This is a genomic window from Verrucosispora sp. CNZ293, assembly GCF_002754655.1.
Window position 1 is genome coordinate 4,866,870 of the sequence record NZ_PEFR01000001.1, and the last position, 24,294, is coordinate 4,891,163.

The 24,294-nt window shown below is 71.5% G+C and carries 21 protein-coding genes and 1 pseudogene; 2 read left to right on the top strand and 20 right to left on the bottom strand.

Annotated elements, in window-relative coordinates:
• Positions 1–143: 143 nt before the first annotated feature.
• Positions 144–884 carry a hypothetical protein gene (locus CLT74_RS22255; protein ID WP_099848521.1) on the bottom strand — a complete coding sequence of 247 codons (741 nt, stop codon included), beginning with the start codon at positions 882–884 and terminating at the stop codon, positions 144–146.
• 163 nt (positions 885–1,047) lie between these two features.
• Between CLT74_RS22255 and CLT74_RS22260 the strand changes: the two genes are divergently transcribed.
• Positions 1,048–2,268 carry an arginine deiminase gene (locus CLT74_RS22260; RefSeq protein ID WP_099848523.1) on the top strand — a complete coding sequence of 407 codons (1,221 nt, stop codon included), beginning with the start codon at positions 1,048–1,050 and terminating at the stop codon, positions 2,266–2,268.
• Between the two features lie 10 nt (positions 2,269–2,278).
• On the opposite strand, the gene CLT74_RS22265 is transcribed toward CLT74_RS22260, so the two are convergent.
• From CLT74_RS22265 to CLT74_RS22355, 19 genes and pseudogenes are all read right to left on the bottom strand, one after another.
• Positions 2,279–3,163: a DUF5926 family protein gene (locus CLT74_RS22265; protein ID WP_099848525.1), complete on the bottom strand. Its 885-nt coding sequence runs from the start codon at positions 3,161–3,163 to the stop codon at positions 2,279–2,281.
• Positions 3,164–3,242: 79 nt separating this feature from the next.
• The gene (locus CLT74_RS22270) at positions 3,243–3,656 is read right to left on the bottom strand and encodes an ATP-binding protein (protein ID WP_199172413.1); all 414 of its coding nucleotides are present in this window, start codon (positions 3,654–3,656) and stop codon (positions 3,243–3,245) included.
• Positions 3,657–3,722: 66 nt separating this feature from the next.
• A complete protein-coding gene (locus CLT74_RS22275; RefSeq protein ID WP_099852602.1) occupies positions 3,723–5,180 on the bottom strand; it encodes a PAS domain-containing sensor histidine kinase in 1,458 nt (485 codons plus the stop codon).
• 105 nt (positions 5,181–5,285) lie between these two features.
• On the bottom strand, positions 5,286–6,077 hold the full coding sequence (locus tag CLT74_RS22280; protein WP_099848529.1) for a glycerophosphodiester phosphodiesterase family protein: 792 nt from the start codon (positions 6,075–6,077) through the stop codon (positions 5,286–5,288).
• A 7-nt stretch (positions 6,078–6,084) separates the two neighbouring features.
• Positions 6,085–6,420, bottom strand: a complete 336-nt coding sequence (locus tag CLT74_RS22285; RefSeq protein ID WP_099848531.1) for a rhodanese-like domain-containing protein — start codon at positions 6,418–6,420, stop codon at positions 6,085–6,087.
• A gap of 69 nt (positions 6,421–6,489) precedes the next feature.
• Positions 6,490–7,407, bottom strand: coding sequence for an LCP family protein (locus CLT74_RS22290; protein WP_486582508.1), 918 nt, complete (start codon positions 7,405–7,407; stop codon positions 6,490–6,492).
• Between the two features lie 219 nt (positions 7,408–7,626).
• Positions 7,627–8,814 (bottom strand): LCP family protein, encoded by a 1,188-nt coding sequence (locus CLT74_RS22295; RefSeq protein ID WP_486582509.1) that lies wholly within the window; start codon positions 8,812–8,814, stop codon positions 7,627–7,629.
• Positions 8,815–8,988: 174 nt separating this feature from the next.
• Positions 8,989–10,209 carry an LCP family protein gene (locus tag CLT74_RS22300; RefSeq protein ID WP_099848536.1) on the bottom strand — a complete coding sequence of 407 codons (1,221 nt, stop codon included), beginning with the start codon at positions 10,207–10,209 and terminating at the stop codon, positions 8,989–8,991.
• Between the two features lie 56 nt (positions 10,210–10,265).
• Positions 10,266–11,240 (bottom strand): NAD-dependent epimerase/dehydratase family protein, encoded by a 975-nt coding sequence (locus CLT74_RS22305; protein ID WP_099848538.1) that lies wholly within the window; start codon positions 11,238–11,240, stop codon positions 10,266–10,268.
• A 46-nt stretch (positions 11,241–11,286) separates the two neighbouring features.
• Positions 11,287–11,859: pseudogene (locus CLT74_RS22310) on the bottom strand (flavin reductase family protein); the annotation flags it as partial.
• Positions 11,860–11,867: 8 nt separating this feature from the next.
• Positions 11,868–13,250: a hypothetical protein gene (locus tag CLT74_RS22315; RefSeq protein ID WP_099848542.1), complete on the bottom strand. Its 1,383-nt coding sequence runs from the start codon at positions 13,248–13,250 to the stop codon at positions 11,868–11,870.
• Positions 13,251–13,352: 102 nt separating this feature from the next.
• On the bottom strand, positions 13,353–15,044 hold the full coding sequence (locus tag CLT74_RS22320) for an ABC transporter permease (RefSeq protein ID WP_099848544.1): 1,692 nt from the start codon (positions 15,042–15,044) through the stop codon (positions 13,353–13,355).
• Positions 15,029–15,793 (bottom strand): ABC transporter ATP-binding protein, encoded by a 765-nt coding sequence (locus CLT74_RS22325; RefSeq protein WP_099848546.1) that lies wholly within the window; start codon positions 15,791–15,793, stop codon positions 15,029–15,031. The genes CLT74_RS22320 and CLT74_RS22325 overlap by 16 nt, the downstream gene beginning before the upstream one ends.
• Positions 15,794–15,914: 121 nt before the next feature.
• Positions 15,915–17,555, bottom strand: a complete 1,641-nt coding sequence (locus tag CLT74_RS22330; RefSeq protein WP_099848548.1) for a sodium/solute symporter — start codon at positions 17,553–17,555, stop codon at positions 15,915–15,917.
• A gap of 1 nt (position 17,556) precedes the next feature.
• On the bottom strand, positions 17,557–18,003 hold the full coding sequence (locus tag CLT74_RS22335) for a DUF485 domain-containing protein (RefSeq protein WP_239093831.1): 447 nt from the start codon (positions 18,001–18,003) through the stop codon (positions 17,557–17,559).
• Between the two features lie 102 nt (positions 18,004–18,105).
• Complete coding sequence (locus tag CLT74_RS22340; RefSeq protein ID WP_099848550.1) at positions 18,106–18,885, bottom strand: LytR/AlgR family response regulator transcription factor; 780 nt, start codon at positions 18,883–18,885, stop codon at positions 18,106–18,108.
• On the bottom strand, positions 18,882–20,108 hold the full coding sequence (locus CLT74_RS22345; RefSeq protein WP_099848552.1) for a histidine kinase: 1,227 nt from the start codon (positions 20,106–20,108) through the stop codon (positions 18,882–18,884). Before CLT74_RS22345 ends, CLT74_RS22340 begins: the two co-directional genes overlap by 4 nt.
• 50 nt (positions 20,109–20,158) lie before the next feature.
• Entirely contained in the window at positions 20,159–21,730 is a 1,572-nt protein-coding gene (locus tag CLT74_RS22350) for a sugar transferase (protein ID WP_099852614.1), read from the bottom strand.
• Positions 21,731–21,996: 266 nt separating this feature from the next.
• The gene (locus tag CLT74_RS22355) at positions 21,997–22,857 is read right to left on the bottom strand and encodes a DNA-formamidopyrimidine glycosylase family protein (protein WP_099848554.1); all 861 of its coding nucleotides are present in this window, start codon (positions 22,855–22,857) and stop codon (positions 21,997–21,999) included.
• Positions 22,858–22,881: 24 nt separating this feature from the next.
• Between CLT74_RS22355 and CLT74_RS22360 the strand changes: the two genes are divergently transcribed.
• Positions 22,882–24,201, top strand: coding sequence for a glycosyltransferase family 4 protein (locus CLT74_RS22360; RefSeq protein ID WP_099848556.1), 1,320 nt, complete (start codon positions 22,882–22,884; stop codon positions 24,199–24,201).
• Positions 24,202–24,294 lie beyond the last annotated feature (93 nt).

Here is a 24,294-nt window from a genome sequence, read left to right on the forward strand (position 1 = left end):
TACGTCCACGCTAGCCGGTCGCGGCAGCGACCGCCGACCGTGTTGGGCGTACGGTGCCGTCGGTGTTGATAGGTGCCCGGTCGGCGACGGCGCGGGCCGGCGGGAGCTGAGCCGTGCCCGGCCGCGTGGCGTCGCCGCTGACGTTACCGGCGGCCGGCCGGCTTGTCAGCGGCCATTCGGCCGTCCTCGTACCACCGGTAGTCGGCGGCCGGCGGGTAGCTACCGTTTCCCCAGGTGCCGGGGTGCTGCGCGACCCTTGACAACTTTTCCGCGGTGGCCGGGCTGATCCGGTTGCCACCGGCCACGAGCAGCCGGTCGAGCTCCCGATGGGTGGCCATGAGGCAGTCCTTGGGCAGGCCGTAGACGCTGATGACCCCCGAGCCGACGAAGGTGAGCACCGGAGTCACCGGGATCGGGTGGCCGACGGCCGCGGTAAGTGCCTTGCTCGCGCGCCGGGCGTCGCGGCGGGCTTCGGCCACGTACGGCGGGCGCTTGCCGTTGATCTGCACCACGTCACCGGCGACCAGGACGCGGGCGCGGCCGTGGTCGGCGATGGTGACGGCGAAGAGCCCGCTCGGACCGATGGCCAGGAAGCCGGCCCGGTTGTCCGCGTGGTCGTCGAGCAGGACGTCAGCCGCGTCGGTGCGGGGCCAGTCGATGACGTGCCACGCCGGCCCGAGATGGTCGAGCTGACCGAGTGCGCGGGCACCTGCCGCCTCCAGCCGCCGTGCGCCCCGCTCCGCCCGGCGACGGCGGGCCCACTCCAACGGGGATGGGCGAGGTGTCGCGACCACCCCGGGCGACTCGACCCGAGGGTGTGGTACCGCCGCTGGCGGCAGCGCCCGGGCGGACGGTACGGCTCGACGAGCGGGGAAGACAGTCATCGCGACCTCCGGCAAAAGGTCCCTCGAAGTTACGTTCTCACTACCCTACGTTGCCAGTCCCGGTGGTCGGCAAGCCGGAGCGCCGGAATGACTGTGGATGAATGCCATATTCACCCACGGTTGTTTTACCGGATACCGCCAAACCCTGCCCTACGCTGCGAGGGTGAGCCACTACGTGGACAGTGAGGTCGGCCGGCTCGGCACCGTCCTGTTGCACCGCCCGGGGCCGGAACTCGCCCGGCTCACCCCCCGCAACAACGACTCGCTGCTCTTCGACGCCATCCCGTGGGTGGGCCGGGCCCAGGAGGAGCACGACGCCTTCGCGGCGGCGCTGCGCGAACGCGGTGTCGAGGTGCTCTACCTGACCGACCTGCTGACCGAGACGCTTGCCGTGTCGGACGCCCGGACGGAGCTGACCGACGAGGTGCTCAACTCGCCCCGGCTCGGCGACACCCTGCGGGCCCGGGTCGCCGCGCACCTGGCGTACCTCGATCCGGCCGCGTTGGCCGGCGTCCTCGTGGCCGGCCTGGCCCACGAGGAGCTGCGGCTCGGTCGGGACCGCCGGGGTGGGCTCGTCTACACCCTGATGGACAGACACGACTTCATCATCGACCCGCTGCCCAACCTGTTGTTCACCCGCGACTCGTCACTGTGGATCGGTGACCGGGTCGGGGTGACGAGTCTGGCGATGCCGGCCCGGCGGCGGGAGACCACCCTCACCGACGCGATCTACCGTCACCATCCCCGGTTCGCCGGCACCGAGTTCGTCTACCGACCGGGCCTGGAGCCGCTGGAAGGTGGCGACGTACTGCTGCTGGCACCCGGGGTGCTGGCCGTCGGTGTCGGCGAGCGGACGACACCCGCCGGTGCCGAGCGGCTCGCCCGCCGGGTCTTCGCGGCCGGTCTGGCGCACACCATTCTCGTCGTACCGATCGCCCAGGAACGGGCGACGATGCACCTGGACACGATCTGCACGATGGTCGACGTCGACGCGGTGCTGATGTATCCGAACGTGGCCAGCACGCTGTCGGCGTACACCGTCATCGCCGGTACCGACGGCGAGGCTCCGCGGGTCGACGGGCCGGCACCGTTCCTGCGCGCCGCCGCCGACGCGATGGACCTGGACCGGCTACGGGTGATCGACACCGGGCTCGACCCGGTGACCGCCGAGCGGGAACAGTGGGACGACGGCAACAACACCCTGGCGCTCGCGCCCCGCCTCTGCGTCGGCTACGAGCGCAACGTCGAGACGAACGCCCAGTTGGAGCGGGCCGGGATCGAACTCATCCCGATCGCCGGCTCGGAGCTGGGCTCGGGGCGGGGCGGGCCCCGCTGCATGTCCTGCCCGCTGCTGCGGGAGCGGGAGCTGAGCCGGTCCGCCTGACCGGCGTGGATCAGCGCAGGGTGAGCTGGCGGCCCAGCAGTCCCTGCCGGGCCCGGCGAGCGGCGGCGTCGAGGGGGCCGGTCTCGGCCAGGGCGTCGGCGTACCGCTTGGCGAAGTCGGCGACCTGCTGCTCCCAGTCGTCGGCCGGGGTCTGCTGAGGCAGGTCCCAGACCGGGACCAGCCGCCCGTGGGCGCGGAACATGCCGGCGAACTTGGTTTCCTCGCCGAGGGTCAGCGAGCCGGCCGCGCCGAGCCGGGCCAGCGCGTCCAGGGCGGTCTCCTCGGCCTCGGGCAGCACCCAGCGGACGTGCGCCTTCCCCGTCACCTGGCACCAGTACGCGGCCCGCGCGGCAGTCAGCCGCACGGTCGGGTAGATCGCCGCGTTGGCCCGCTCCAGGGAGGCCCGCACGGTCGGGTCCTCGGCGGCTTCCGGGGACAGCCAGAACTCGAAGCCCTCGTGCAGGCTGATCTCCAACGGGCCGTCGACCAGGATGTCCTGCAACCGGGGACCGGGGCCGGGCAGCGGCGGCACCGCGACCTGGGCGCCGGGTTCGGTACGCAGTGCGCAGAGCAGCGACTCGGCCAGGTCGCGAGAGACGTCACCGGACTGAAGGTGACGTTGGAGCCCGATGAAGATGTGGCCGTCGTCCCGGCTCATCGCGGGAGCGGCCATCGGCAGCACGGTGGCCAGGGAGACCGGCCGGTCGCCGTACTCGTCGACGAGTGCCGGGGTGAGCCGCAGCGGCGCGGAGGCGGCTGGCACCAGCTCCCGCAGGGCGATCCACTCGGGCTCGTCGACAAGCCCTTCGAAGGGCCGGGGTACGAAGACGTCCCGGATACGCTCCCGCTTGCCGGAGGGAGTGGCGGCTCGCTGGTTCTTTCGACGCTTGCTCACGGCGACACAGCCTAGAGTGCTCCGGCGGCCGGTGGGGGCCGGACCCGCCCTTGCCGCGTCAGCCGGTGGACCGAGTGGTTCAGCCGGCCGGCACCAGCGCCGGCCGGTCACCGGCCGGGTCGAAGTCGGCCCAGACGCTCTGCCCGAGGCCGTCGCGCTCCACCCCCCAGCTGGTTGCCAGGCCGGAGACGATGTGCAGGCCACGGCCGTCGGCCGCGTCCAGGTCGGGTGGCCGGATCTGCGGGCTGCACGCGGCACCGCCGTCGGTCACCCGCAGCCGGAGCTGTGGCCCTCCGGGCGTGTACCGCAGCCGCCAGGCGACCCGGACCACGCCGCCCGGCAGCGGGTCGGCGTGCCGGACCGCGTTACCGACCAGCTCGGCCAGGACCGCCACCAGATCCGCCAGCATCGCCGGCGAGACGGCCCCGCCGAGCTCGGCGGCGAGCCGGTGCCGGGCGATCCGCGCCCCACTGGCATGGTGCGGCACCACCACGCACCACGACCGTTCGACAGCTGTCGTCGCCACCTCTGCCCCTCTTTCGCCCCGTGACCCCCACTGTCACCTGCGGGGCAGCCGCACCTCTGCGACCGTACCCCCACCGCTTCTCGGTCGAAGGGATACCCACCCATTCTGTTGTTCAACGATCCGGCGGACGAGATAGAGGCCGAGACCGGTACCGGGATAGCGACGCCGATCACCGGAGTCACCCTGCCAGAACCGGTCGAAGGCCCGTTCCACGTGCTCCGGGCGTACGCCGATGCCCCGGTCACTGACCCGGAAGCAGACGGTCTGGCCGTCGGCGCCGGCGGCGACGTCGATCGGCGAATCGGGTGGTGAGTACTTGCCGGCGTTGGTGACGAGTTCGGTGAGCACGGTGGCCAGGCTCTGCCGATGCCCGATCGCCCGGGGCAACTCGGCCGGCACCTGGAGGCTGGTTCGCCGACGCAGGTCCGTGGGCAGGTCGTCGATCGCGACCCGCAGCGTCGCGGTGAGGTCGAAGGCGGCCGGGGGCCCGTCGCCCGGCCATGCCTCGGCCGCGGAGGAGAGCAGCCGGTCGAGCAGCCGGGCCAGCTCGTTGGCCCGCTGGCCGATCACCCGAGCCGCCTGCCGCCGGTCGGGCTCGCTGAGCGACTCCCAGTGGTCGGTGAGGGTGTCCGCGTAGCCCTTGATGACCGTCACCGGGGTACGCAGTTCGTGACTGGTGACCGCGACGAAGAGGTCCCGTTCGTGGTCGTGCCGCTGCTGGTCGGTGGTGTCCCGGAAGGTGACCACCCGCAGGGCGCCGGGTCCGGGCAGCTCACCCGAGGTGATCCGCAGCCAGCGCCCGCTCGGCAGGCGATGGTCGAGGACCTGCCCGGACGGCGGGAGTGGAAAGGGCAGCGGCTGGTTTATCGCCTCTTCGGTGGACCGACCGGTCACCTGCGCGGCGGCCGGATTCCAGAGCCGTACGTGGGCGTCCCGGTCGACCACGGCCAGCCCGTCGGCGAGCGCCGCGACCACCGGACCGTCGCCGTGCACCGGCAGGCCGCTCTGGTCGCCGTACATGTGGGCGATGCAGGAGCCGAGGTACCCGATCACGCCGCGCTGCTCGGCACCGGGCTCCTCGTCCTCTGCGGGGTAGAGGGCGTGCAGGCTGCCGACGGTGTGGCCACCGATCTCGGCCCGGGAGACGACCATCCGACCCAGGCCGCGCTGGGCCAGCTCGCTGGCGAGCGGGTTGGTGAACCGGTCGGTGCGTACGCACTGCACCCGGGGACCGGCGAGCAGGCAGATGGTGACCGGATCGTTCGCGGGCAGCGGCCGGCCCACGGTCCACTCGGCGGCCCCGGTGGCGGCGATCACCCGGCCGCCGCTGGGTGCGAACTCCACGAATGCCATCCCGGCGGCCCCGAGCGCGGGCTGGGCCACCCGGAGCAACTGGGTCAGGACCGGCAGACCCGCGTCACCGGAGTTGATCATCTCGATGACGGCGGTGTGCCCGGCGATGAGAGCCGAGTAGTCGGTGCGGTCCGGCATGACCCGAGTGTGCCTGCCGTCGGCGTTTCCGGGCACCCCCGAGTGGCCCAGGGCCGCCTCGAAGTCCCCGACCCGCAACGTCGACACCGACGGTGACCATTCGTCCTACCTGTGCAACCGGGCCAGCGTATGGGCCGGGCGGTCGGTGATCACCCCGTCCACCCCCGCCGCCAGCACGAGGTCGAGGTCGGCCGGCTCGTTCACGGTCCACACGTAGACCTGGTTGCCGGCCGCCCGCAGCGCCGGCACCAGGGCGGGACGGGCGCGGACAAGTGCGATCCCCGGCCCGGCGATGCCGGCGCCGAAGGGTAGCCGGCCCGTGGGCAGCCAGCGTGGCAGCACCTCCAGCAGGAGCACGGTCGGCAGCGCGGGGGCCAGCATCCGGATCCGCCGTACCGCGAGCGGGGAGAAGGACATCACGGTGACCTGTACGGGGGTGTCCGGGCCGGGCTCAGCCAGGCCGTACCGGCGCAGCAGGGCGACCAGTCGGCGCTCCACGTTGCCGCCGTAGCGGGACGGATGTTTGGTCTCCACCAGCAGCCGGACGGAGCGACCGGCGGCGAGCACGGCCGCCAGCAGCCGTTCGAGGGTGAGCAGCCGGGTGTGCGAGTCGTCGAGCACCTCGTCGCCGTTGGCCGGCACACCCCCCGGGTGCCAGGAACCGAAGTCCAACTGCTCCAACTCGGCGAGCGTACGGGCGCTGACCAGGCCGCGGCCGTTGCTTGTCCGGTCCAGCCGCCGGTCGTGTACGCAGACGAGATGCCCGTCGCGGGTCAGCCGCACGTCGCACTCCAGCCCGTCGGCGCCCTCGTCGAGGGCGCGCAGGTAGGCGGCGAGGGTGTGCTCCGGAAGGTCGTACGAGGCGCCACGGTGGGCGAATACGAGGGGGCCGTCCACCGCTCGCCTACAGGACCCGGCCGGGCTGCCCGTCCGAGCCGATCACCTGTCGACCGGCCGCCGCCCAGTCGCCCATCCCGCCGGCGACATTGCTCACCTGCTCCCAACCGTTACGCAGGAGGTACTGGACCACCTGAGCGGAGCGACCGCCGGAGCGGCAGATCACTGCCACGTCCCGGTCCATCGGCACCTCGGTCAGGCGGGCCGGTAGCTCCATCATCGGCAGGTGGTGGGCGCCGGGGGCGTGACCGGCGGCCCACTCGTCGTCCTCTCGGACGTCGAGCAGGTACGTCTCGTCGTTGATCTCGGAAACGGTCACGGTGGGTATCTGAGGTCCGAACACGGGTACCAAGCCTAGAACCTCGTCGCGCGGCTGCCCGAGACCTCCCGCCGGGACGGCTGCCGGCAGGTCTCAGAGCCGGGTCACCCAGCGCGGATGGGCACCGGCCCAGTCCGGCATCCGGCTGCCGCGCACCGCCGCGAACAACCCGTCACTTTCGGTGTCGAGCCGGACGTAGGACACCTGGTCGATCATCTGGGGGTAGGACGGCACCTGCACGCCCCGCAGCCCGTCGGTGGCCAGGCCGTGCAGCGCGAGCAGCAGTTCCTCCACCGGCACTCCGTTGGTGTCGACGGTCAGCGAGTCGCCGACGGCTCCGATCAGCCGGTGCAGCCGTACCGGGTCGGTGCGCAGCCGGGTCTCACCCGCCTGCGCCAGCATGGCCCCCAGCAACTGCTGCTGGTGGGTCTGCCGGTCGTAGTCGCCGCCGGGCAGGTCGTAGCGCTGGCGCACGTAGTCGAGTGCCTGTGCGCCGTCCATCCGCTGGCAGCCGGGATGGAAGACCCGGTCGGTGTGGATCGACCGCACCTCGGTGCGTACGCACATGTCGACGCCGCCGAGCAGGTCGATCACGTTCCGGAGGCCGGCGAAGTCGACGAGGGCGGCGCCGTCGAAGCGGATGCCGGTGAGCCGGGCCAGGGTGGCCGAGAGCAGGTGCGCGCCGGCCTGGCCGCCGCCACCGTACTCGTACGCCGTATTGATCTTGTCTTCGCCGCCCGGGTAGCCGCCGCCCGGCGGGATGGTCACCAGCAGGTCGCGTGGCACCGAGACCAGGTAGCCCTCGCGCAGCCCGGGCGGCACGTGCACGATCAGGATGGTGTCGGTGCGCTGCTCGGTGCCGGCGTCACCGGGCCGCCGGTCCGAGCCGACGAGCAGGTAGTTGAGCGGGCCGTCCAGGTCGGTGCGGTCGACCCGGGCGCTCGGGTCGAGCAGTTCCGCCCGGGTCATCGTGCGTTCGTACCTGTCGGTGAGCACCCGGAGGCCGACCACGGCGAGCGTGGCCAGCAGGATCGCCGTCAGTCCGATGCCGAGCAGTACGCGCGGCCATCGCGGTCTCCGGGTGCTCCCGCCCGGTGCCCGCTTTCCGCCCGTACGCCGCGTCCTGGCCGTGACGTCCCTCCCGTGAACCTGACATGAATACGACTCACATCAGGTTACGAAAGTTGCACGGAGCGTGATGGCGGTTTCGGTTACCGCGACCGCTGCCGGTCACTTCCGGGAGGAGATCACCTCGGGGTTGTAGAAGACGAACTCGGCGAGCTTGTCCTTCCGGACCGCCTGGAACATGTCGAGGGTCTGCTCGCTGAGCGCCTCGGTGCCGTTGCCCTTGGCGTTGTACGTGCCGCCGTTGGTCTTCAGCATGATCAGTTCGTTCCCGGTCACCCCGCGCATGGTGAAGACGAAATCCTCCACCGGGACGCCACCGGTGTCCAGGATGAACGCCTTACCGGCCGCCTTGATCAGCTCGTTCAGCTTCACCGGGTTGGTCAGGCTGCCGTTCTGGGTGGCCTTCTTGGCCATCGCCTTGATCAGCTGCTGCTGGTTCTGCTGGCGGTCGTAGTCACTGTTCTTGAGGCCGTACCGCTGACGGGAGAAGTCCAGGGCCGCCCAGCCCTCCATCTCCTGGCAGCCCTTCTTGTGCACCACCGGGGTACGCGGCTTGCCGGTCTTCTTGGCGTCCGCGTTCCACATCGGCTCACCATCGACGTACGACATGTGGATCGACTGGACGTCCTGCTTCGGGCAGATGCGCACCGAGCCCAGGGAGTCGATGACGTTCTTGAAGCCGCCGAAGTTGATGATTGCCGCACCGTCGAAGCTGACCCCGGTCATGCCCTTGATGGTCTGCGCCATCAACTGGGCACCACCCTCCCATCCGCCGCCGTTCTGGGCGCCGGCCTGGAAAGCTCCGTTGATCTTGCCGACACCGCCCGGGTAACCGGTCTTCTCGAACGCCGGGATCCGCGCCTCGGTGTCCCGCGGGATCGAGATCAGGTACGCCTGGTCGTGGGTGGCCGGAATGTGCAGCACGATGATGCTGTCCGCGCGTACGTCGTCGGCCGCCCACCGCTCCCGGGCGTCGACTCCCAGCAGCAGCATGTCGATCGGGCCCTTGAGATCGGCCCCACCCTCCGCGGAGGTCTTACCGGCGTCGCCGAGCAGGTTGCGCTGGGAGATGCTGCCGGTGGCCTGGCTGATCACCGCCTTGCTGCCGACGATCGCCACCCCGCTCGTCATCATCAGCGCGGCACCGAAGACCACGGTGAGTCGGGCCCAGAGTGGGTCCTTACGCCGGGTGCGCTTCGTGCCGGACGTGCCGGAACGGCCGTCCCCTTGGGTGGGCGGGGTGGCGGACGCGCGCGGCGGCTCAAGCAGGGAGGGGCTGTGAACCGGCATGCGTGCTCCAGCTCGTGTTCGCAGAAGGGGGCGGGAACACTTTACGTTCGCATTCCCGTGGTGGCGAGTTCGTATGGTGTCCGGTTCACGTTCTCTGCCACGTCATCCTGCTGAAATGGCCGATCGTCCAGAACAAAGTAGACGATCGGCCGTTCCCTGCCGCTTTGGCCGTGATCAGCCGTTACCTGTGGTCGACGGTTTGTTCGCCTGCATCCAGTCGGCCATCGTGTCCGCGCTCATCGCCCGGTACATGGTCAGCGCCTTCTCCCGGTCGGAGACCACCACCGACTCCCCGTTGATGGTCTGGCTGCCCAGGTGCGGGCTGGTGACGAAGGTCAGATTCTCGCCTCGCAGGTTGCGGAACTGCACGGCCATGTCGGTGAGCGAGAAGCCCTGGTCGACGGTGACCGCGTCGGTGACCGACCTGAGGAAGGCGTTGAGCTTCTTCGGGTTGGTGAGCGTGCCCGTGCTCGCCGCCTTGTCCATCAGCGCTCGCAGGAAATCCTGCTGGTGGCGCATCCGGGCGAAGTCACCGTCCGGGAACTGCTTGCGTTGCCGGATCCAGTCCAGCGCCTCGGAGCCGTTCATGTGGTTGGTGCCCTTTGTGAACTTCCGGTACGGCTTGTGGATCGAGGTGATGGTCCGCTCCACCTTCAGGTCAACCCCGCCGAGGGCGTCGGTGACCTGCTTGAACCCCGCGAAGTCGATAGCCATCACGTGATCGATGTGCACGTCGGTGAAGCACTCGACAGTGCGTACCGCAAGTGGCAGCCCACCGAAGGCGAACGCAGCGTTGATCTTGCGACGTTGGCCCGTCTCACACCCGGCGCCGGCGCTCTCCGGAATCGGCACGTACAGATCCCGGGGGATGGAGACGAGGTACGCCTGCTTGTGGTCGGCGGGGATGTGCATGACGATGATCGTGTCGGCCCGCCATTCGCCGGCCTGGTCCATCGGCGCGTCCGGATCCCGCGAGTCGGTGCCGACCAGCAGGATGTTCAGCGCGCCGTTCACCGCCTTGGCCGGCCGCCCGCCGGTGATCTCCGAGAACGGGTCGGTGCGGGCCATGTTGTTGTCGAGGCTGCGGGCGTAGAACCAGGCACCGAGGCCGCCGACCAGCGCCAGCACCAGCACGGCCACACCCGCCACCAGCGCGATGCGGCGCCAGTGCGGACGCCGCCGTCGCGGCGGTGGGCCGACGCCGGACCCACCTGGACCCACCGGTCCACGCGGTCCGCCCGGTCCGCCCGCCGGGTTCGGCTCGTCGTCGTACGCCGGGTACCACCGGGTGTCGGCCGGCTCGCCGGCCCGGCCCCCGCGTCCCGGCACCGCCGCCCGGCCGGCGCCACGGTGCAGACGGAGCGCCGGCAGCGCGGCGGGAATGGTCGCTGACATGCAATTCAATGTACGCAGCGCGAGCCACTCATGCCCCTAGGCAGCGGCGGCAGGGCCTAGCCGAGCCGCTGGCGGAAGTGCTCGATGGTGCGCCGGAGCCCCTCTTCGGGGGCTACCGTCGGCTCGTAGCCGAGCGCTTCCCGGGCGAGGGTGAGATCCGGTCGGCGCATCTCCGGGTCGTCGGCACTGCGCGTGACGTATGTCACCTCGGAGCGGCTGCCGCAGAGCGACACGATCGTCTCGGCCAGCTCCCGCATGCTCATCTCGTGCTCGGTGCCGCAGTTCACCGGCCCGCTCTCGGTGGAGTCCAGCAGCAGCAGGATGCCCCGGACCAGGTCGGCGACATAACAGATGGAGCGGGTCTGGTTGCCGGTGCCGTGCACGGTGATCGGCTCACCACGCAGCGCCTGGGAGATGAAGGTCGGGATGGCCCGCCCGTCGTCCGGGCGCATCCTCGGCCCGTACGTGTTGAAGATGCGCACGATCGCGGTGTCCACGCCCCGACTGCGGCGGTACGCCATCGTCGCGGCCTCCGAGAAGCGCTTGGCTTCGTCGTAGACGCTACGGATGCCGATCGGGTTGACGTTGCCCCAGTAGGTCTCCCGCTGCGGGTGCTCCTTCGGGTCGCCGTACGCCTCGGAGGTGGAGGCCATCAGGAACCGGGCGCCGTCGGCGGCGGCCCGCTCCAGCAGGTGCAGGGTGGCCACCGAGCCGACCCGCAGGATCTCCACCGGCAGCTTCTCGAAGTCGGTGGGGCTGGCGGGTGAGGCCATGTGCAGGATCGCGTCGAACCGCTCCGCGAGCGCGGGGTGGGCCGGCAGCCCGTCGGAGATGTCCGCCTCCACCACTGTGAAGTTCGGCGTGTCGAGCAGGTGCGCGACGTTCTCCTTGGACCCGGTGACGAAGTTGTCGAGGGCGATGACAGTGCAGCCGCGTCCGACAAGCGAATCCACCAGGTGCGACGGAACGAAACCGGCACCACCGGTGACCAGGACGCGGTGACCGGGACCGAAGCGCTGCTCAACCTTCATGACCGGTCAGCCTATAAGGAGTGCGAGGTTGATTCGTCGCGACGGGTCACGCCAACTCCCGGTAACGCCCCCGGTGGTGCAGCAGCGGCTCGACTTCGCCGGCCAGTTCCACCCGCTCGATCGTCGCCTCGACGAGCAGGCCCCAGCCGTAGTCCCGGGCACCGTCGAGCCGGCAGCCGGCCCAGCCGCCGGCGTCGTCCGGGACCGGACCGTAGGGCGTGTCGAGCCACGCACCAGTGGCGAAGAGGCCCCCCGGCGACGGGAACAGGCCGGCGAACCGGTCGGCGAGCTGCCGGTGTGGTGGGCCCAGCGGCGTCATGGCGAAGCGGCCGGCCTCCTCGACCGCCGCCCACAGGTCCGACTCGGCGTCGACGAGTCCGAGCAGGCGCCCCGGATCGCCTTCGGCGACGATTGTCGACGACACGGTCAGCCCGGCCGGGCCGGGCGCCGTCCAGAGGGTCACCGGCGCGGCGAGCCGACCCCGCAGCCGGCGTACCGGCGAACGTTGCTCGGCCGGCGCGGCGAACGGGTCGGTGTGGTGGATCTGGGCACCCGGCTCATGATTCACGTGAAACATTCTGACCCCCCCGGTCCGATTCGCGGGCCGGAGCCCATCAGCTCACCTGGTCAGCGTCGGCGGGTGAAGGCGCGCCCGGCGAGGGGGAACAACGACAGGCTGATCCCCGCGACGAACAGCCGCACGGTCGGGTCGAAGTTCAGTGCCGAGCCGAGGCCAGGGGAGACGTGCGTACCGATGAAGGCCGGCACCGCGGGCCACACCGTGGCCGCCAGCAGCAGCAGCGCGGCGATCGCGATGAGGCCGGCGAGCAGGCACTGGCGTACGTACCGAGCGGACTGTCTGCTGCGCGCCCACAGCCGGCCGAGCACAGACGTCGGCGGTCGGCGCCAGCTGCCATGGAGGATCCACCCCTCCTCGTGGCTGGTGAGCGGGTAACGGTTGACGATCGCCTGGATCAGCTCGTAGGTACACATGAGCAGGGCGACCGTCTGCGGCGTGCCGGACGCGCACAGGCGCTGTAGCTCCCGCGTCTCCGCGCGGATCCGGCCAGCCCAAACGCGCAACTGTCGGTCGGTGATGTCGATTCCGGTCCGGTTGACGCGCGGCCACGCCAGCTCGAACCGCTCCGCGGCTCGGTCGAGTTCCGCCACCACGCGGCGTCGGTCAGGTGGCGTGGGTTCCGCCTCGACCCGCTCGCCGAACTCCAGCAGAGCGGCGACCAGAGCCAGGTCGGGTTCGTTCCACCGGAGTCTCTCGGCGCGCCAGGCCCGCGCGTACGGCCACAGTGCGGCGGCGACCAGACCGGCACCGGCGAACGCGACTCCCACCAGGAGGTCGTACCACCGCGTCCCGTGCACCGCGGGCGCGGTCGACACCGCGACACACGCCACGGTCGGGACAGCGGCGCCGAGGGCGGCGGTGCGGGAGGCAACGGCGAAATGCAGGACGAGCGTGGCGAAGATGACCCCGACGATCATGCTCGTGGCGGCGGCCACCAGCCCGGCGACGGAGGGGCCACCGACGATGCCGAACGCGGCTGCGGCGGCCACGACGATGCCGACCATGAGCGGACGTGGGCGTGGTCCGTCGAGTGGCTGGGCGGCGGCGGCCTGCCGGAGCAGGATCGCGGTCCGGACCGTGGGCAGCACCGACACCGGTTCGGTGTCCACGAAGCCCCAGAAAGTGTCGTAACCCGCCGGCCCGCCGAGCCGCCTGGACCGCTCCCGCAGGGTCTGCTGGTTCTCCAGGGCGGTCCCGGCGATCTGCTCGCCGCGGCTGATCCACCAGGGGATCCGATCGGGAGGGCCGGCGAACTCCTCGTCGACCAGTGGCTCGCTGGCGGAGGGCAGGTCGGCGTCGTGCCAGGGGACGAACTCGTCATCCAGGAACAGTCCCTGGCTGTCGGCCCCGCCGGTGAAGTCGATCGGATCCGGTTCGGGTCCGGGCGCGGCGGCCGTCCGGGGTCGAGGTCGAGGTTGTGTGTCGTCCACGCGATCACCACCAGGTCGCGGTTGTGCCTTCACGTGGTAGCACGGCACGGCAACCTCGACGCGGTGCGCCGTCGGAGAGTGGGCGCGCCCGGCGTACCGCCGTCAGCGACGAGGGGTGACCAGGGCGAGGAGTTCGGGTTGGCGGCGGTCCAGCACGTCGCCGGCCAGGTACGCGCCGAGCAGTGCCGCGCCGACGCCGTACGCCACGCCCAGCGGCAGACCCAGCCAGAGCCAGGCGTCGCCGAGCAGTGCCGCGGCGAGCACCATCGGTGCGGCGAGCGCGCCGGTGGCCACCATGGCCAGCAGGGTCAGCATCCCCTTCACCACTCCGGCGCCGCTGTTCATCGCGAACGGGTTGCTCGTCTCCGGCAGCGAGTACGCGCCCAGCACCGAGACGAACGAGTTGACCGCCAGCCCGGCACCGTAGGTGGCGACCAGGGCACCCGCCATGAACCCGATCCACGTCGGCTCGCCGATCACGATCGCGATCACCACGGCGACCACGGCCAGCATCGGCAGCACGTAGAGCGAGAACGCGGTGATCCGGGCGCGCAGCTCAAGCCGCCCCGGCACGCCGGCCACCACGTTTGCCGCGTACGCGCTGCCGTCGAAGCCGAACTGGTTGGCCAGGGTCACCGCGGCGAGCAGCCCGACGAAGAGCATCGAGAGGCTGACCAGCACCGGTGAGGAGTTCCCGGCGGGGCTGAAGCCCTGCTCGCTGTCGACGGTGAAGCCCTGCCCACCGAAGTTGACCATCACCGGCACGAAGAGACCGACCACCGCGATGGTGATCAGATTGGCGCGTCGACGGGCGTCCCGCCACCAGTAGCGTGCCTCCCGGGCGACCAGGGCACCGAACCGGTCCCGACGCAGCCGGCCCGCGGCCCGGGGAAAGAGCTGGGCCACCACGCCGCCGGTGACGCCGGGCTTTGCCCGGGTGGGTCCGGCGCTCGCCGCGCCCACCATCGCCGACTCCAGCGAGCGCGACCACCAGGCCAGCAGCGCGACGATCGTCGCCACGGTGATCAGCAGCTTCACGGGTGCGGCCCAGGCCCGGCCCTGTGCCACGTCGATACCCGCCGTCCAGGGGGCGCCGAAGGGGGTCCAGCCGATCACCGTCGCCAGGCCGGTGAGCCGGTCCCAGTCGGTGTCCTGGATCGCGGCCACGCCGGCGAGCTGCAACGGGCCGAGCGACGCGGCGAGCACCGCGAGCAGGACGGCGGCCAGGTCGCGTACCCGGCGGGAGCGCAGCATGGAGGCGAATGCGCTGGTCACCGCTCGGGCAGCGGCGACGCAGAGGAGCAGCCCGCAGACCACCCCGACGGCGCTGACCAGGGCGGCCGACCAACCGCCGAAGACGCCTGCGGTGACCACCAGGCCGGAGAGCGCCAGCAGCACGGCGACCGTGGGCACGCTCACCAGCGCCGCCGCGAACAGCCCGGTCACCAGGGTGCGTCGGGACAGCGGCAGCAGCGCGAACCGGGCCGGGTCGAGGGTCTCGTCGACGCCGAAGAAGACCAGGGGCAGCAGCAGCCAACCGAGCACCGTCAGCCCGCCGGCGAACGCGGCGATCAGCAGGGCGTACCTGTCGTCGCCGACCAGCCCGGGGGCGGCCAGGCCGAAGAAGGCGCCGACCGCGAACCAGAGCCCGATCAGCGAGCCGACCAGGAACAGCGCCACCCGCCAGCCCTGACCACGGAAGTTGTTGCCCATCACCCGCAGCTTGAGCCGGACGAAGTGACGCGCCGACACCGGCCGCGCCTGCTTGGCCGGTGCGGTCACCGGGACAGCCACGCCAGCTCCTCACCCGTGGCGGTACGTCCGCCGACCACCTCGACGAAGACGTCTTCCAGGGAGCGGTCACCGCGTACCTGCTCCAACGTGCCGACCCGCTTGATGGTGCCCCCGGCGAGGATCGCCACGTGCGAGCAGAGCCGTTGCACCACCTCCATGACGTGGCTGGAGAAGACCACGGTGCCGCCGCCGGCCACGTACCGCTGGAGAATGTCCCGGATCAGCGCCGCCGAGACCGGGTCGACCGCCTCGAACGGTTCGTCAAGCACGAGCAGCCGGGGCCCGTGCAGCAGCGCACAGGCCAGACCGATCTTTTTCTTCATGCCGGCGGAGTAGTCCACCACCATGGTGCGGCCGGCGTCGGCGAGGGCCAGCACGTCTAACAGCTCCGCCGCCCGCTTGTCGACCACTGCCGGGTCCATGCCGCGCAGCAGCCCGTGGTACGCCAGCAGCTCGCCCCCGCTGAGCCTGTCGAACAGGCGTACCCCGTCCGGCAGGACGCCGAGCAACTGCTTCGCGGTGACCGGGTCGGCCCACACGTCCTGGCCGAGTACCCAGGCGCCGCCGGCGTCAGGCCGCAGCAGCCCCACCGCCATCGACAGGGTGGTGGTCTTGCCGGCGCCGTTCGGGCCGAGCAGCCCGTAGAAGGAGCCGGCCGGGACGTCGAGATCCACGCCAGCAACCGCGACCTTGCCGTCGAAGCTCTTGGCCAGGCCGCGTAGCGCCAGTGCCGGATGCTCACCAGTCATGCGCCCGACCGTATCCGGTTCCGACCAGCCCGCCGCCCGACCGGAGGAGGATCCACAGGTCATCCCCGAGTCGGACCCGGAGTTGAGTCGGCACCGGAAGCGTCGACCCGGGATCCCCTCCTCATGAGCGGAGGGCGTCGGGGGCGTGCAGGCGGAGCATGGTGCGGCCGATGTCGGCCGGAGCGCGACGCCGGGTGGCCAGGGAGACCGCGATCATCACGGTGAAGGCCAGCGGCACCGTCCAGGCGGCCGGCTGGGCGATGAGGGTGGCCGGCCAGCCGGTCAGGCCCGGGCCGAGGACGGTGATCAGGACCGACGTCACGGCGGCGCCGCCGCCGACCAGGATGCCTGCGGCGGCGCCCGCGTCGGTCAGGCCCCGCCACCAGATGCCGAGCACCAGCAGCGGACAGAAGCTGGAGGCGGCGACCGCGAACGCCAGCCCCACCACCTGCGAGACGTCCAGCCCGGAGACGTTGAGAGCGAGGACCGTCGGCACCACCCCGGCGATCACCGTGGCCAGCCGGAAGCCGCGCACCGAGCCCCGACCGAGCACGTCTGTGGAGATCACCCCGGCGACGCTTGTGAGCAGCCCGGACGAGGTGGACAGGAACGCCGCGAACGCCCCGGCGGCGACCAGCGCGGCCAGCAGACGGCCGATGGTGCCGGCACCGAGCGCCGCCTCCGGCAGCAGCACCACCACCGCGTCGGTCTGCCCGGTGACCAGCAGCTGCGGTGTGTAGATCCGGCCCAGCACGCCGTAGATCGTGGGTAACAGGTAGAAGACCCCGACCAGGGCCAGCACCACGAGGGTGGTCCGGCGGGCCGAGGCTCCGTCGGGGTTGGTGTAGAAGCGCACCAGGACGTGCGGCAACCCCATGGTGCCCAGGAAGGTGGCCAGGATCAGCGAGTACGTGCCGAACAGCCCTCGGTCGTCGGAACCCGCGGCGCTGGGCAGCAGCCAGTCGGTGGCCCCGTTCGCCACGCCGGAGACCTCCGGTACCGGTTCCCCCTCGGCGAAGCTCAGCTCGTCGCCGGGGCGTACCTCGACGGTCTGGCCGTCGGCGAGGGTGAGCACCGCACGCTGTTCGACCACGACGGTGGTCGCGGTCCGGAACGTGGAGCCGTCCGGCGGGGTCACCGCCGGTCGCCCGTCGGCCTGCCACTGCAGGGCGAGGAAGATCGCCGGTACGGCCAGCGCGGTCAGCTTGAGCCAGTACTGGAACGCCTGCACGAAGGTGACCGCCCGCATCCCACCCAGCGCCACGTTCGCGGTCACGACGGCGGCCACCACAAGTGCGCCGACCGGGTACGGGGAACCGGCCAGGGTGGCCAGCGTCAGGCCAGCGCCCTGGAGCTGCGGCACCAGGTAGAGCCAGCCAATGAAGATCACGAAAATGGTGGCAAGTGTCCGTAGCCGGCGGGAGCCGAGTCGCAGCTCGCAGAAGTCGGGCAGGGTGAACGCGCCGGAGCGGCGCAGCGGCGCGGCCACGAACAGCAGCAGCGCCAGATAGCCGGCGGCGAACCCGACCGGATACCAGAGCACGTCCACGCCGTACTTGAGGATCAGCCCGGCGACGCCGAGGAAGCTCGCCGCCGAGAGGTACTCGCCGCCGATCGCGGCAGCGTTCCAGGTGGGGCTGACCACCCGGGAGGCGACCAGGAAGTCGGAGGTGGTGCGGGCCAGCCGCAGCCCGTAGAAGCCGATGGCGACGGTGACCAGGGTGACCGCCACGATCGCCGGTACGACGAAATCGTTGCCCACGTCAGCGCTCCGGCCGCTGGACCAGGTCGGTGAAGTCCTGCTCGTTGCGCTCGGCCAGCCGGACGTACGTCCAGCCCACGGCGACCAGGAACGGGAAGGAGAGCACCCCGAGCAGCAGCCACGGCAGGTTGACGCCGAGCACCGTCATCCGGCCGACCGAGGGGGCGATGGCGAACAGCCAGGGCAGCCCGCCCAGCCCGACCATCACCACCGCCGACAGTTGCAGGGCCAGCGCCAGCTGAGCGCGGACCAGACCGCGGACCAGTGCCTCGCCGACCCGGGTCTGCTGGGTGAGTTCGGTGTGGGTACCGGCGGGCCAGTGCGGCCGACGGGACACCTCGGCCAACACCACCCGGGTACGCGCGGGAGGTCCGGAACCGACGGGCCCGTCGGAGGCCCCGGCCGGATCGGGTCGGCGGGGTGCTGGCAGTGCATCCTCGGCGGCCATCCCGGCAGTCTCGTCCGCCGGACGGGAATGTCAAGAGGGCTGTGGACAACATGTGGACAACGGGTCGGAGCTGTGGACAACCCGGTGGACAACGCCGCCGGGTCAGCGGCTCCACTCCTGCTTGGCGGCCCGGACCAGCTTGTCCTTCAGCTCCCGGGTGTGTCGACGGCTCACCGGCAGCTCCGTGCCGTCGATGACCACCACGTAGCCGGAGTTGACCAAACGGAGTTCGGCGATCAGCCGCAGCTGCACCAGGTACGAGCGGTGGATCCGGACGAACCCGGCGTCGGCCCAGCGCTCGGCGAGCGTCGCCAGCGACACCCGCACCAGGTGCGACCCGTCGGCGGTGTGCAGCCGGGCGTAGTCGCCCTGTGCCTCGACCCACCGCACCGCGGACCGGGGCAGCATCCGGGTGGTGCCGGCCAGCTCCACCGGGATGGTGGGATCCTCCTCGGCCCGGGACAGCGCGGCGGGATGGGTGGGCACCACCCGCGAGCCGACCACCCGACGCAGCGCCTCGGCCAGCCGCTCCGCGCGTACCGGCTTGCGCACGTAGTCGGTGGCGCCCATGTCGAAGGCGTCCGCCGCCCCGTCGTCGTACGCGGTCACGAAGACGATCGCCGGCGGCCGGGCGAAGCGGCGCAGCACCCGGGCCAGCTCCATGCCGTCCAGGCCGGGCATCCGGATGTCCAGGAAGACCACGTCCACGTCGTCGTCGCGGAGCACCCGCAACGCCTCGGTGGCGTCGCCGGCCGTGTGCAGCCGGGCCACCCGTGGGTCGGCCCGCAGGTGGTACGCCAGCTCGTCGAGCGCCGGTGGTTCGTCGTCGACAGCCAGCACCCGCAGGAAGCCGGTGCCGGGAGCCGGGCCGGCGCCGGTCACGAGCCCGCCCGTACGCCGGGGTGGAACTTCGGCACCCGCATGCTCACCTTCGTACCCGAGCCGACACCTGTCTCGACGACCAGGCCGAAGCCGTCGCCGAAGACCGACCGCAGGCGCTCGTCGACGTTCGACAGCCCGACGTGCTGGCCCGGGTCGTCGCCCGGGTCACCGGTCGACCCGGCCAGCTCGGCGATTCCCGCGGTAAGCGTGGCCGGATCCATCCCCACTCCGTCGTCCTCCACCGTTATGTGGCATTCCGCGCCCGCATCCCGGGCCTCGATGCTCACCATGCCCGTGCCCGGCTTGCGCGACAACCCGTGGCGTACCGCGTTCTCGACAAGAGGTTGGAGGCACAGGAACGGCAGGGTCACCGGCAGCACCTCGGGGGCGATCTGAAGCCGTACCTGGAGCCGGTCGCCGAACCGGGCCCGCTCGATGGTCAGGTAGCGGTCGATCGAGCGCAGCTCCTCCGCCAACGTGGTGAACTCGCCGTGCGCCCGGAACGAGTACCTGGTGAACTCGGCGAACTCCAGGATCAGCTCCCGGGCTCGCTCGGGGTCGGTCCGGACGAAGGAGCCGATGGCGGTGAGCGCGTTGTAGATGAAGTGCGGGCTGATCTGGGCGCGCAGCGCGCGCACCTCGGCCCGGGCCAACCGTTCCCGGGACGAGTCCAGCTCCGCCAGCGCCACCTGGCTGCCGGCCCAGTGGGCGGTCTCCAGGGTGGCCTGGACCAGACCGGGTGCCGGTGCGCCGTCGGTGACGGCGACAAGCGCACCCGCGATCCGGCCGGACGCCCCACCGAGCGGGGCCACCACCGCGCCCCGGACCGGGCAGTCGATCCGGTCGCAGGTCAGCTCCGCCTCACCCAGGACGGTGGACCGCTCCGACGCGATCACCCGACGGGCAGCGGACCGCAACTGCTCCCGGTGGTGCGCGCCGCGTCCGTCCAGCGCCAGCAGGTCGTCGGTGTCGGTCAGGGCCAGCCCTTCCGCGCCGACCAGGGTGCGCAGGTGGCGGGCGGCCTTCGCCGCGCCGGCCGGGTTCAGGCCGGCCCGCAGCGGCTCGGCCGCCAGCCCGGCGGTGTGCAGCACCTCGTAGGTGGCCCGCTGCCCGGGCGTGGCGATGCCGCGCCGCCCACGCAGCCGGCCGACCGCGTACAGCGCCCCGGCCAGCACACTGACCAGGGAGAAAACGCCGATCACGGCGGAGATGTTGCCACCCACGTCGATGATCCTGCTGGTTGGGGCCGCTGCGGGAAAGGGGTGGGCGCTGGTCAGTACGCGCCCTTGCGGGCCACCACCACGCCCACGGTGCGCCACAGGATGCTCAGGTCGTATGCGAGCGACCAGTTGTCGACGTAGTACAGGTCCAGCCGGACGGCCTCGTCCCAGGAGAGGTCGGAGCGTCCCGACACCTGCCACAACCCGGTCATACCGGGACGGACCAGCAGCCGGCGTCGCACATCACCCAGGAAGTCGCCGTCGTCGGCCGGCAGCGGACGCGGCCCGACAAGCGACATCTCACCCTTGAGCACGTTTATCAGCTGCGGCAGCTCGTCAAGCGACGAGGCACGCAGGAAGCGGCCCACCGGGAAGACCCGGGGATCCTGCTTCATCTTGAACAGCATGCCGTCGGTCTCGTTCTGGTCGACCAGACTGGCCAGCCGGTCCTCCGCGTCGACGTACATGGTCCGGAACTTCCACACCCGGAACGTGCGCCCCTCGTGCCCCACCCGGGGTTGCCGGAAGAACACCGGGCCCGGGTCGGAGATCCGGATCGCGACGGCGATCGCGACGAAGACCGGGATCAGCGCGAGCAGCCCGAGCCCGGCGGCGACCCGGTCCATCATGCTCTTGGCCAGCAGCGCCGGCCCGGACAGCGTGGGCTCCTCGACGTGCAGCAGCGGCAGGCCCTCGATCGGACGGATGTGCACCCGGGGACCGGCGATGTCGGTCAGCTGCGGGGCCACCACCAGGTCGACGCCGGAGCCCTCCAGCTGCCAGGCCAGCCGGCGCAGCTCGCCGGGCTCGGCGCTGGCCGAGCCGCAGACCGCGATGGTGTCCGCGCCCACCTCGCGCACCAGGGCCAGCACGTCGCGGCCCGCGTACACGGGCACCGGGGTCTGCACGCCCTTGGCCGCCGCGTAGCCGTCGGTGATGTGGATGGCCACCGGGACGAGCCCGGCGGCCGGGGTGCGGGTGACCGCCGTGTACACCTCCAGGCACTCCGGCAGGGTGCCGACAAGCACCATCCGGTGCGCCGCCTGCTGGATGTTGCGCCGGACGGTGTGCAGCACGAAGCGGGCCAGGATCCGGCCCAGCAGGATCAGCAGCAGCGCCAGCAGCAGCGCCGTGCCGACGGTGAACCGGGACAGGTCGGTCTTGGTGGCGAAGGCGAGGAACGACAACGCCGCGCAGACGGTCACCCCGGCCCGGATCACCCGCTTGAACTCGTCCGGCCCGAGCCCGAGACAGCGGCGGTCGTAGGCGCCGTTGAACCAGAGGATGACCAGCCAGCTGAGCGGCAGCAGCAGGAACGCGACGGTGTAGAACCAGGTCGGGTCGTTCTGGGCCTGGTGGAAACCCGCGGTGGCCTGGTCAAAGGTGCGGATCGCGGTGTAGCTGGCGAAGGCCGCGGCGGCGAAGTCGAGCAGCAGCAGGATCGCCGTGTAGGGCCGGTGCCAGCGTGACACCCGCCGTCGGGCCCGGGCCCACGCCGATCGGGGTACGCCGTTCGGCGACGACGGGTTCGGCGGCTGGATCTCGAAGCTGTCGACGTGCCGCACGAGTCTGCTCCGGCCTTCGTTGGTCACCGGGCGCTGGAGGCTAGCCGTCACCTCACCCATGTCCTCCCGCATGACCCGTCGCGTTCACTCGCCGTGACCGCCCGGGTCGCCCACCGTTCCAGTTTCCCACGCGAGTTCCGTTCCGTCGCCGACCCGAGGGACATTGCGCGGCGGCCACCTACCGCCTGGGATCTGGCCGGCCCCATGCCATTCGGAGGCCGGGGACCGGGCCACTATACCGATGGATGACGGCCCGGGTAGAGCGCCGGACCGGCGGTTGCGCACCGCGCGTCCGATTCCGCTCCGTAATCAGCGAGTGGTGTTACTCACCGTACAAGTCGGGACAACCGTCGGTCAGCAAGGGGCTTTCCGCCGGTCTGGCAGGTGGGGCAGTACTGGAGGCTGGAGTCGGCGAACGAGACCTCCCGGACGGTGTCGCCGCAGACCGGACAGGGCAGCCCGGTGCGCGCGTGCACCTTGAGCCCGGAGCGCTTCTCGCCCTTCAACTCCGCGGCCCGCTGCCCGAGCGACCGGGTCACCGCGTCACCGAGCACCCGGCGGGTCGCCGCGTGCAGGGTCGCCATCTGGTCGTCGGTCAGCCGGTCGGTCAACGCGAACGGCGAGAGCTTCGCGGCGTGCAGGATCTCGTCGGAGTACGCGTTGCCGACCCCGCCGAGCACCGCCTGGTCGGTGAGCACCCCCTTGACCTGACCCCGGCGGCCACGCAGAGCACCGGCGAAGGTGGCGAGGTCGGCCGAGAGCGCGTCCGGCCCGAGCTTGGCCACCCCGGGCACCGCCTGCGGGTCCGTCACCAGGTAGGCGGCGAGTTTCTTCTGCGTGCCTGCCTCGGTCAGGTCGAAGCCGGAGCCGTCGTCGAGGCGTACCCGGAGCGCTATCGGTCCCTTGCCCGGCCGTAACGGAACGGTCGAGGCGAACGCCTCCCGGTAGTGCAGCCAGCCGGCGCGGGCGAGGTGGACCACCAGGTGCAGGCCGCCGTCGAAGACCACGTCGAGGAACTTGCCGTACCGCCGGGCGTCGGTCACCGCCCGACCCGCGACCACTGTCGGTGCCGGGTCGTATGTCTTCAGGGCGCTTATCGCGGCGACCTCCAAACGGTCGACACGCCGGCCCACCGCGCGCTGTCGCAGGTAACCGGCGAGCGCCTCCACCTCCGGTAGTTCGGGCATCGTCCAACGGTAGCCTTCTTTCCCGTGAGAATCGTGGTGGCGCACAACCGGTACCGGGAAGCTCAGCCCTCCGGTGAGAACACCATCGTCGACGCGGAGATCGCCCAGCTCGCCGCCGCCGGGGTGGAGGTGCTGCCGTTCCTGCGCAGCTCCGACGAGATCCCGTCGATGCCGAAGACGGCGAAGGCGCTGCTCCCGATCTCCCCGATCTACGCGCCCCGCGCCCAGCAGGAGCTGGGCCGGCTGCTCGTCGAGCACCGACCGGACGTGCTGCACCTGCACAACCCGTACCCACTGCTGTCGCCCTGGGTGGTACGGACCGCGCACCGACACGGGGTACCGGTGGTGCAGACGGTGCACAACTACCGACAGGTCTGCTCCTCGGGGCTGTACTTCCGGGACGGCATGATCTGCCAGGACTGCCGGGGTCGGGCCCTGGGCGTGCCGGCGGTGGTGCACCGCTGCTACCGGGGGTCGCGGGCGCAGAGCGCGCTGATGGCCACCACGCTGGCCGTGCACCGGGGCACCTGGAAGTCGGTGGACAGGTTCATCGCGCTGACCAGCGCGGTCGCCGATCACCTGCGCGACTACGGCATCCCTGATTCGCGGATCGTGGTGAAACCGAACGGCATTCCGGACCCGGGCACGCCCGCTCCGCTCGGCCAGGGTTTCCTGTTCCTCGGCCGGCTCTCTCCCGAGAAGGGCCTCGACCTGCTCGTGGAGGCTTGGCGGCGACACCCCGACGGCGTGCTCGGGCCGCTGCGGATCGCCGGTGACGGCGAGTTGCGTCCACTCGTCGAATCAGTCGCTGCGGAGCGCGCCGACGTGACGTACCTCGGTGCGCTGGACCGGGCGGGCGTCCGCGCGGCTCTGGCCGCGACCGCCGTGGTGCTGGCGACCTCCACCTGGCACGACGTGCTACCAACGGTGATCATCGAGGCGCTGGCCAGTGGGCGGCCGGTGCTCGGCACCGCGCTCGGCGGCATCCCGTACCTGGTTGGCGCGGACACTCCCCGGGAGCCCGCCGGCACCGGCCCGGCCGCCGTCGCCTCGGCACCTGCCCCAGCCAGCCCTGGCGACCCGGCGATCCCCGGTGCCCTGACGAGTTCGGGTGGCCGGGCCGAGGGTGCCGAAGCGGGCGCACTGCCGGCCGGGATCGTGGTCGGTGAGGCCGGTTGGGTGGTGCCCCCGGAGCCGGCCGCGCTGGCCGCCGCGCTGCCGATGGCCGCGGCCGGTGCCGCAGCCCTGTCCGCCTCGGCTCGCTCGCGCTACGAGCGCACCTTCCACCCCGACGTGGTCACCAAGCGCCTCCTCGACGTGTACGCCTCCCTCACCCGCTCTTAATCGACCCGTTCCGCCGAAACGGAGCTATCCCACCCACCCGGGCCGTGGATAGACCTTGGACCGAAGTGGCCCCCTGAGGGGCGGAATTCGTCC

Coding starts and splice junctions, on each gene's coding strand:
- CLT74_RS22355 (WP_099848554.1), bottom strand. CDS start 22,857: ATGCCCGAACTACCGGAGGTGGAGGCGCTCGCCGGTTACCTGCGACAG.
- CLT74_RS22325 (WP_099848546.1), bottom strand. CDS start 15,793: ATGACTGGTGAGCATCCGGCACTGGCGCTACGCGGCCTGGCCAAGAGC.
- CLT74_RS22300 (WP_099848536.1), bottom strand. CDS start 10,209: ATGTCAGCGACCATTCCCGCCGCGCTGCCGGCGCTCCGTCTGCACCGT.
- CLT74_RS22295 (WP_486582509.1), bottom strand. CDS start 8,814: ATGCCGGTTCACAGCCCCTCCCTGCTTGAGCCGCCGCGCGCGTCCGCC.
- CLT74_RS22275 (WP_099852602.1), bottom strand. CDS start 5,180: ATGCCGGACCGCACCGACTACTCGGCTCTCATCGCCGGGCACACCGCC.
- CLT74_RS22255 (WP_099848521.1), bottom strand. CDS start 884: ATGACTGTCTTCCCCGCTCGTCGAGCCGTACCGTCCGCCCGGGCGCTG.
- CLT74_RS22335 (WP_239093831.1), bottom strand. CDS start 18,003: ATGGCCGCCGAGGATGCACTGCCAGCACCCCGCCGACCCGATCCGGCC.
- CLT74_RS22350 (WP_099852614.1), bottom strand. CDS start 21,730: ATGGGTGAGGTGACGGCTAGCCTCCAGCGCCCGGTGACCAACGAAGGC.
- CLT74_RS22305 (WP_099848538.1), bottom strand. CDS start 11,240: ATGAAGGTTGAGCAGCGCTTCGGTCCCGGTCACCGCGTCCTGGTCACC.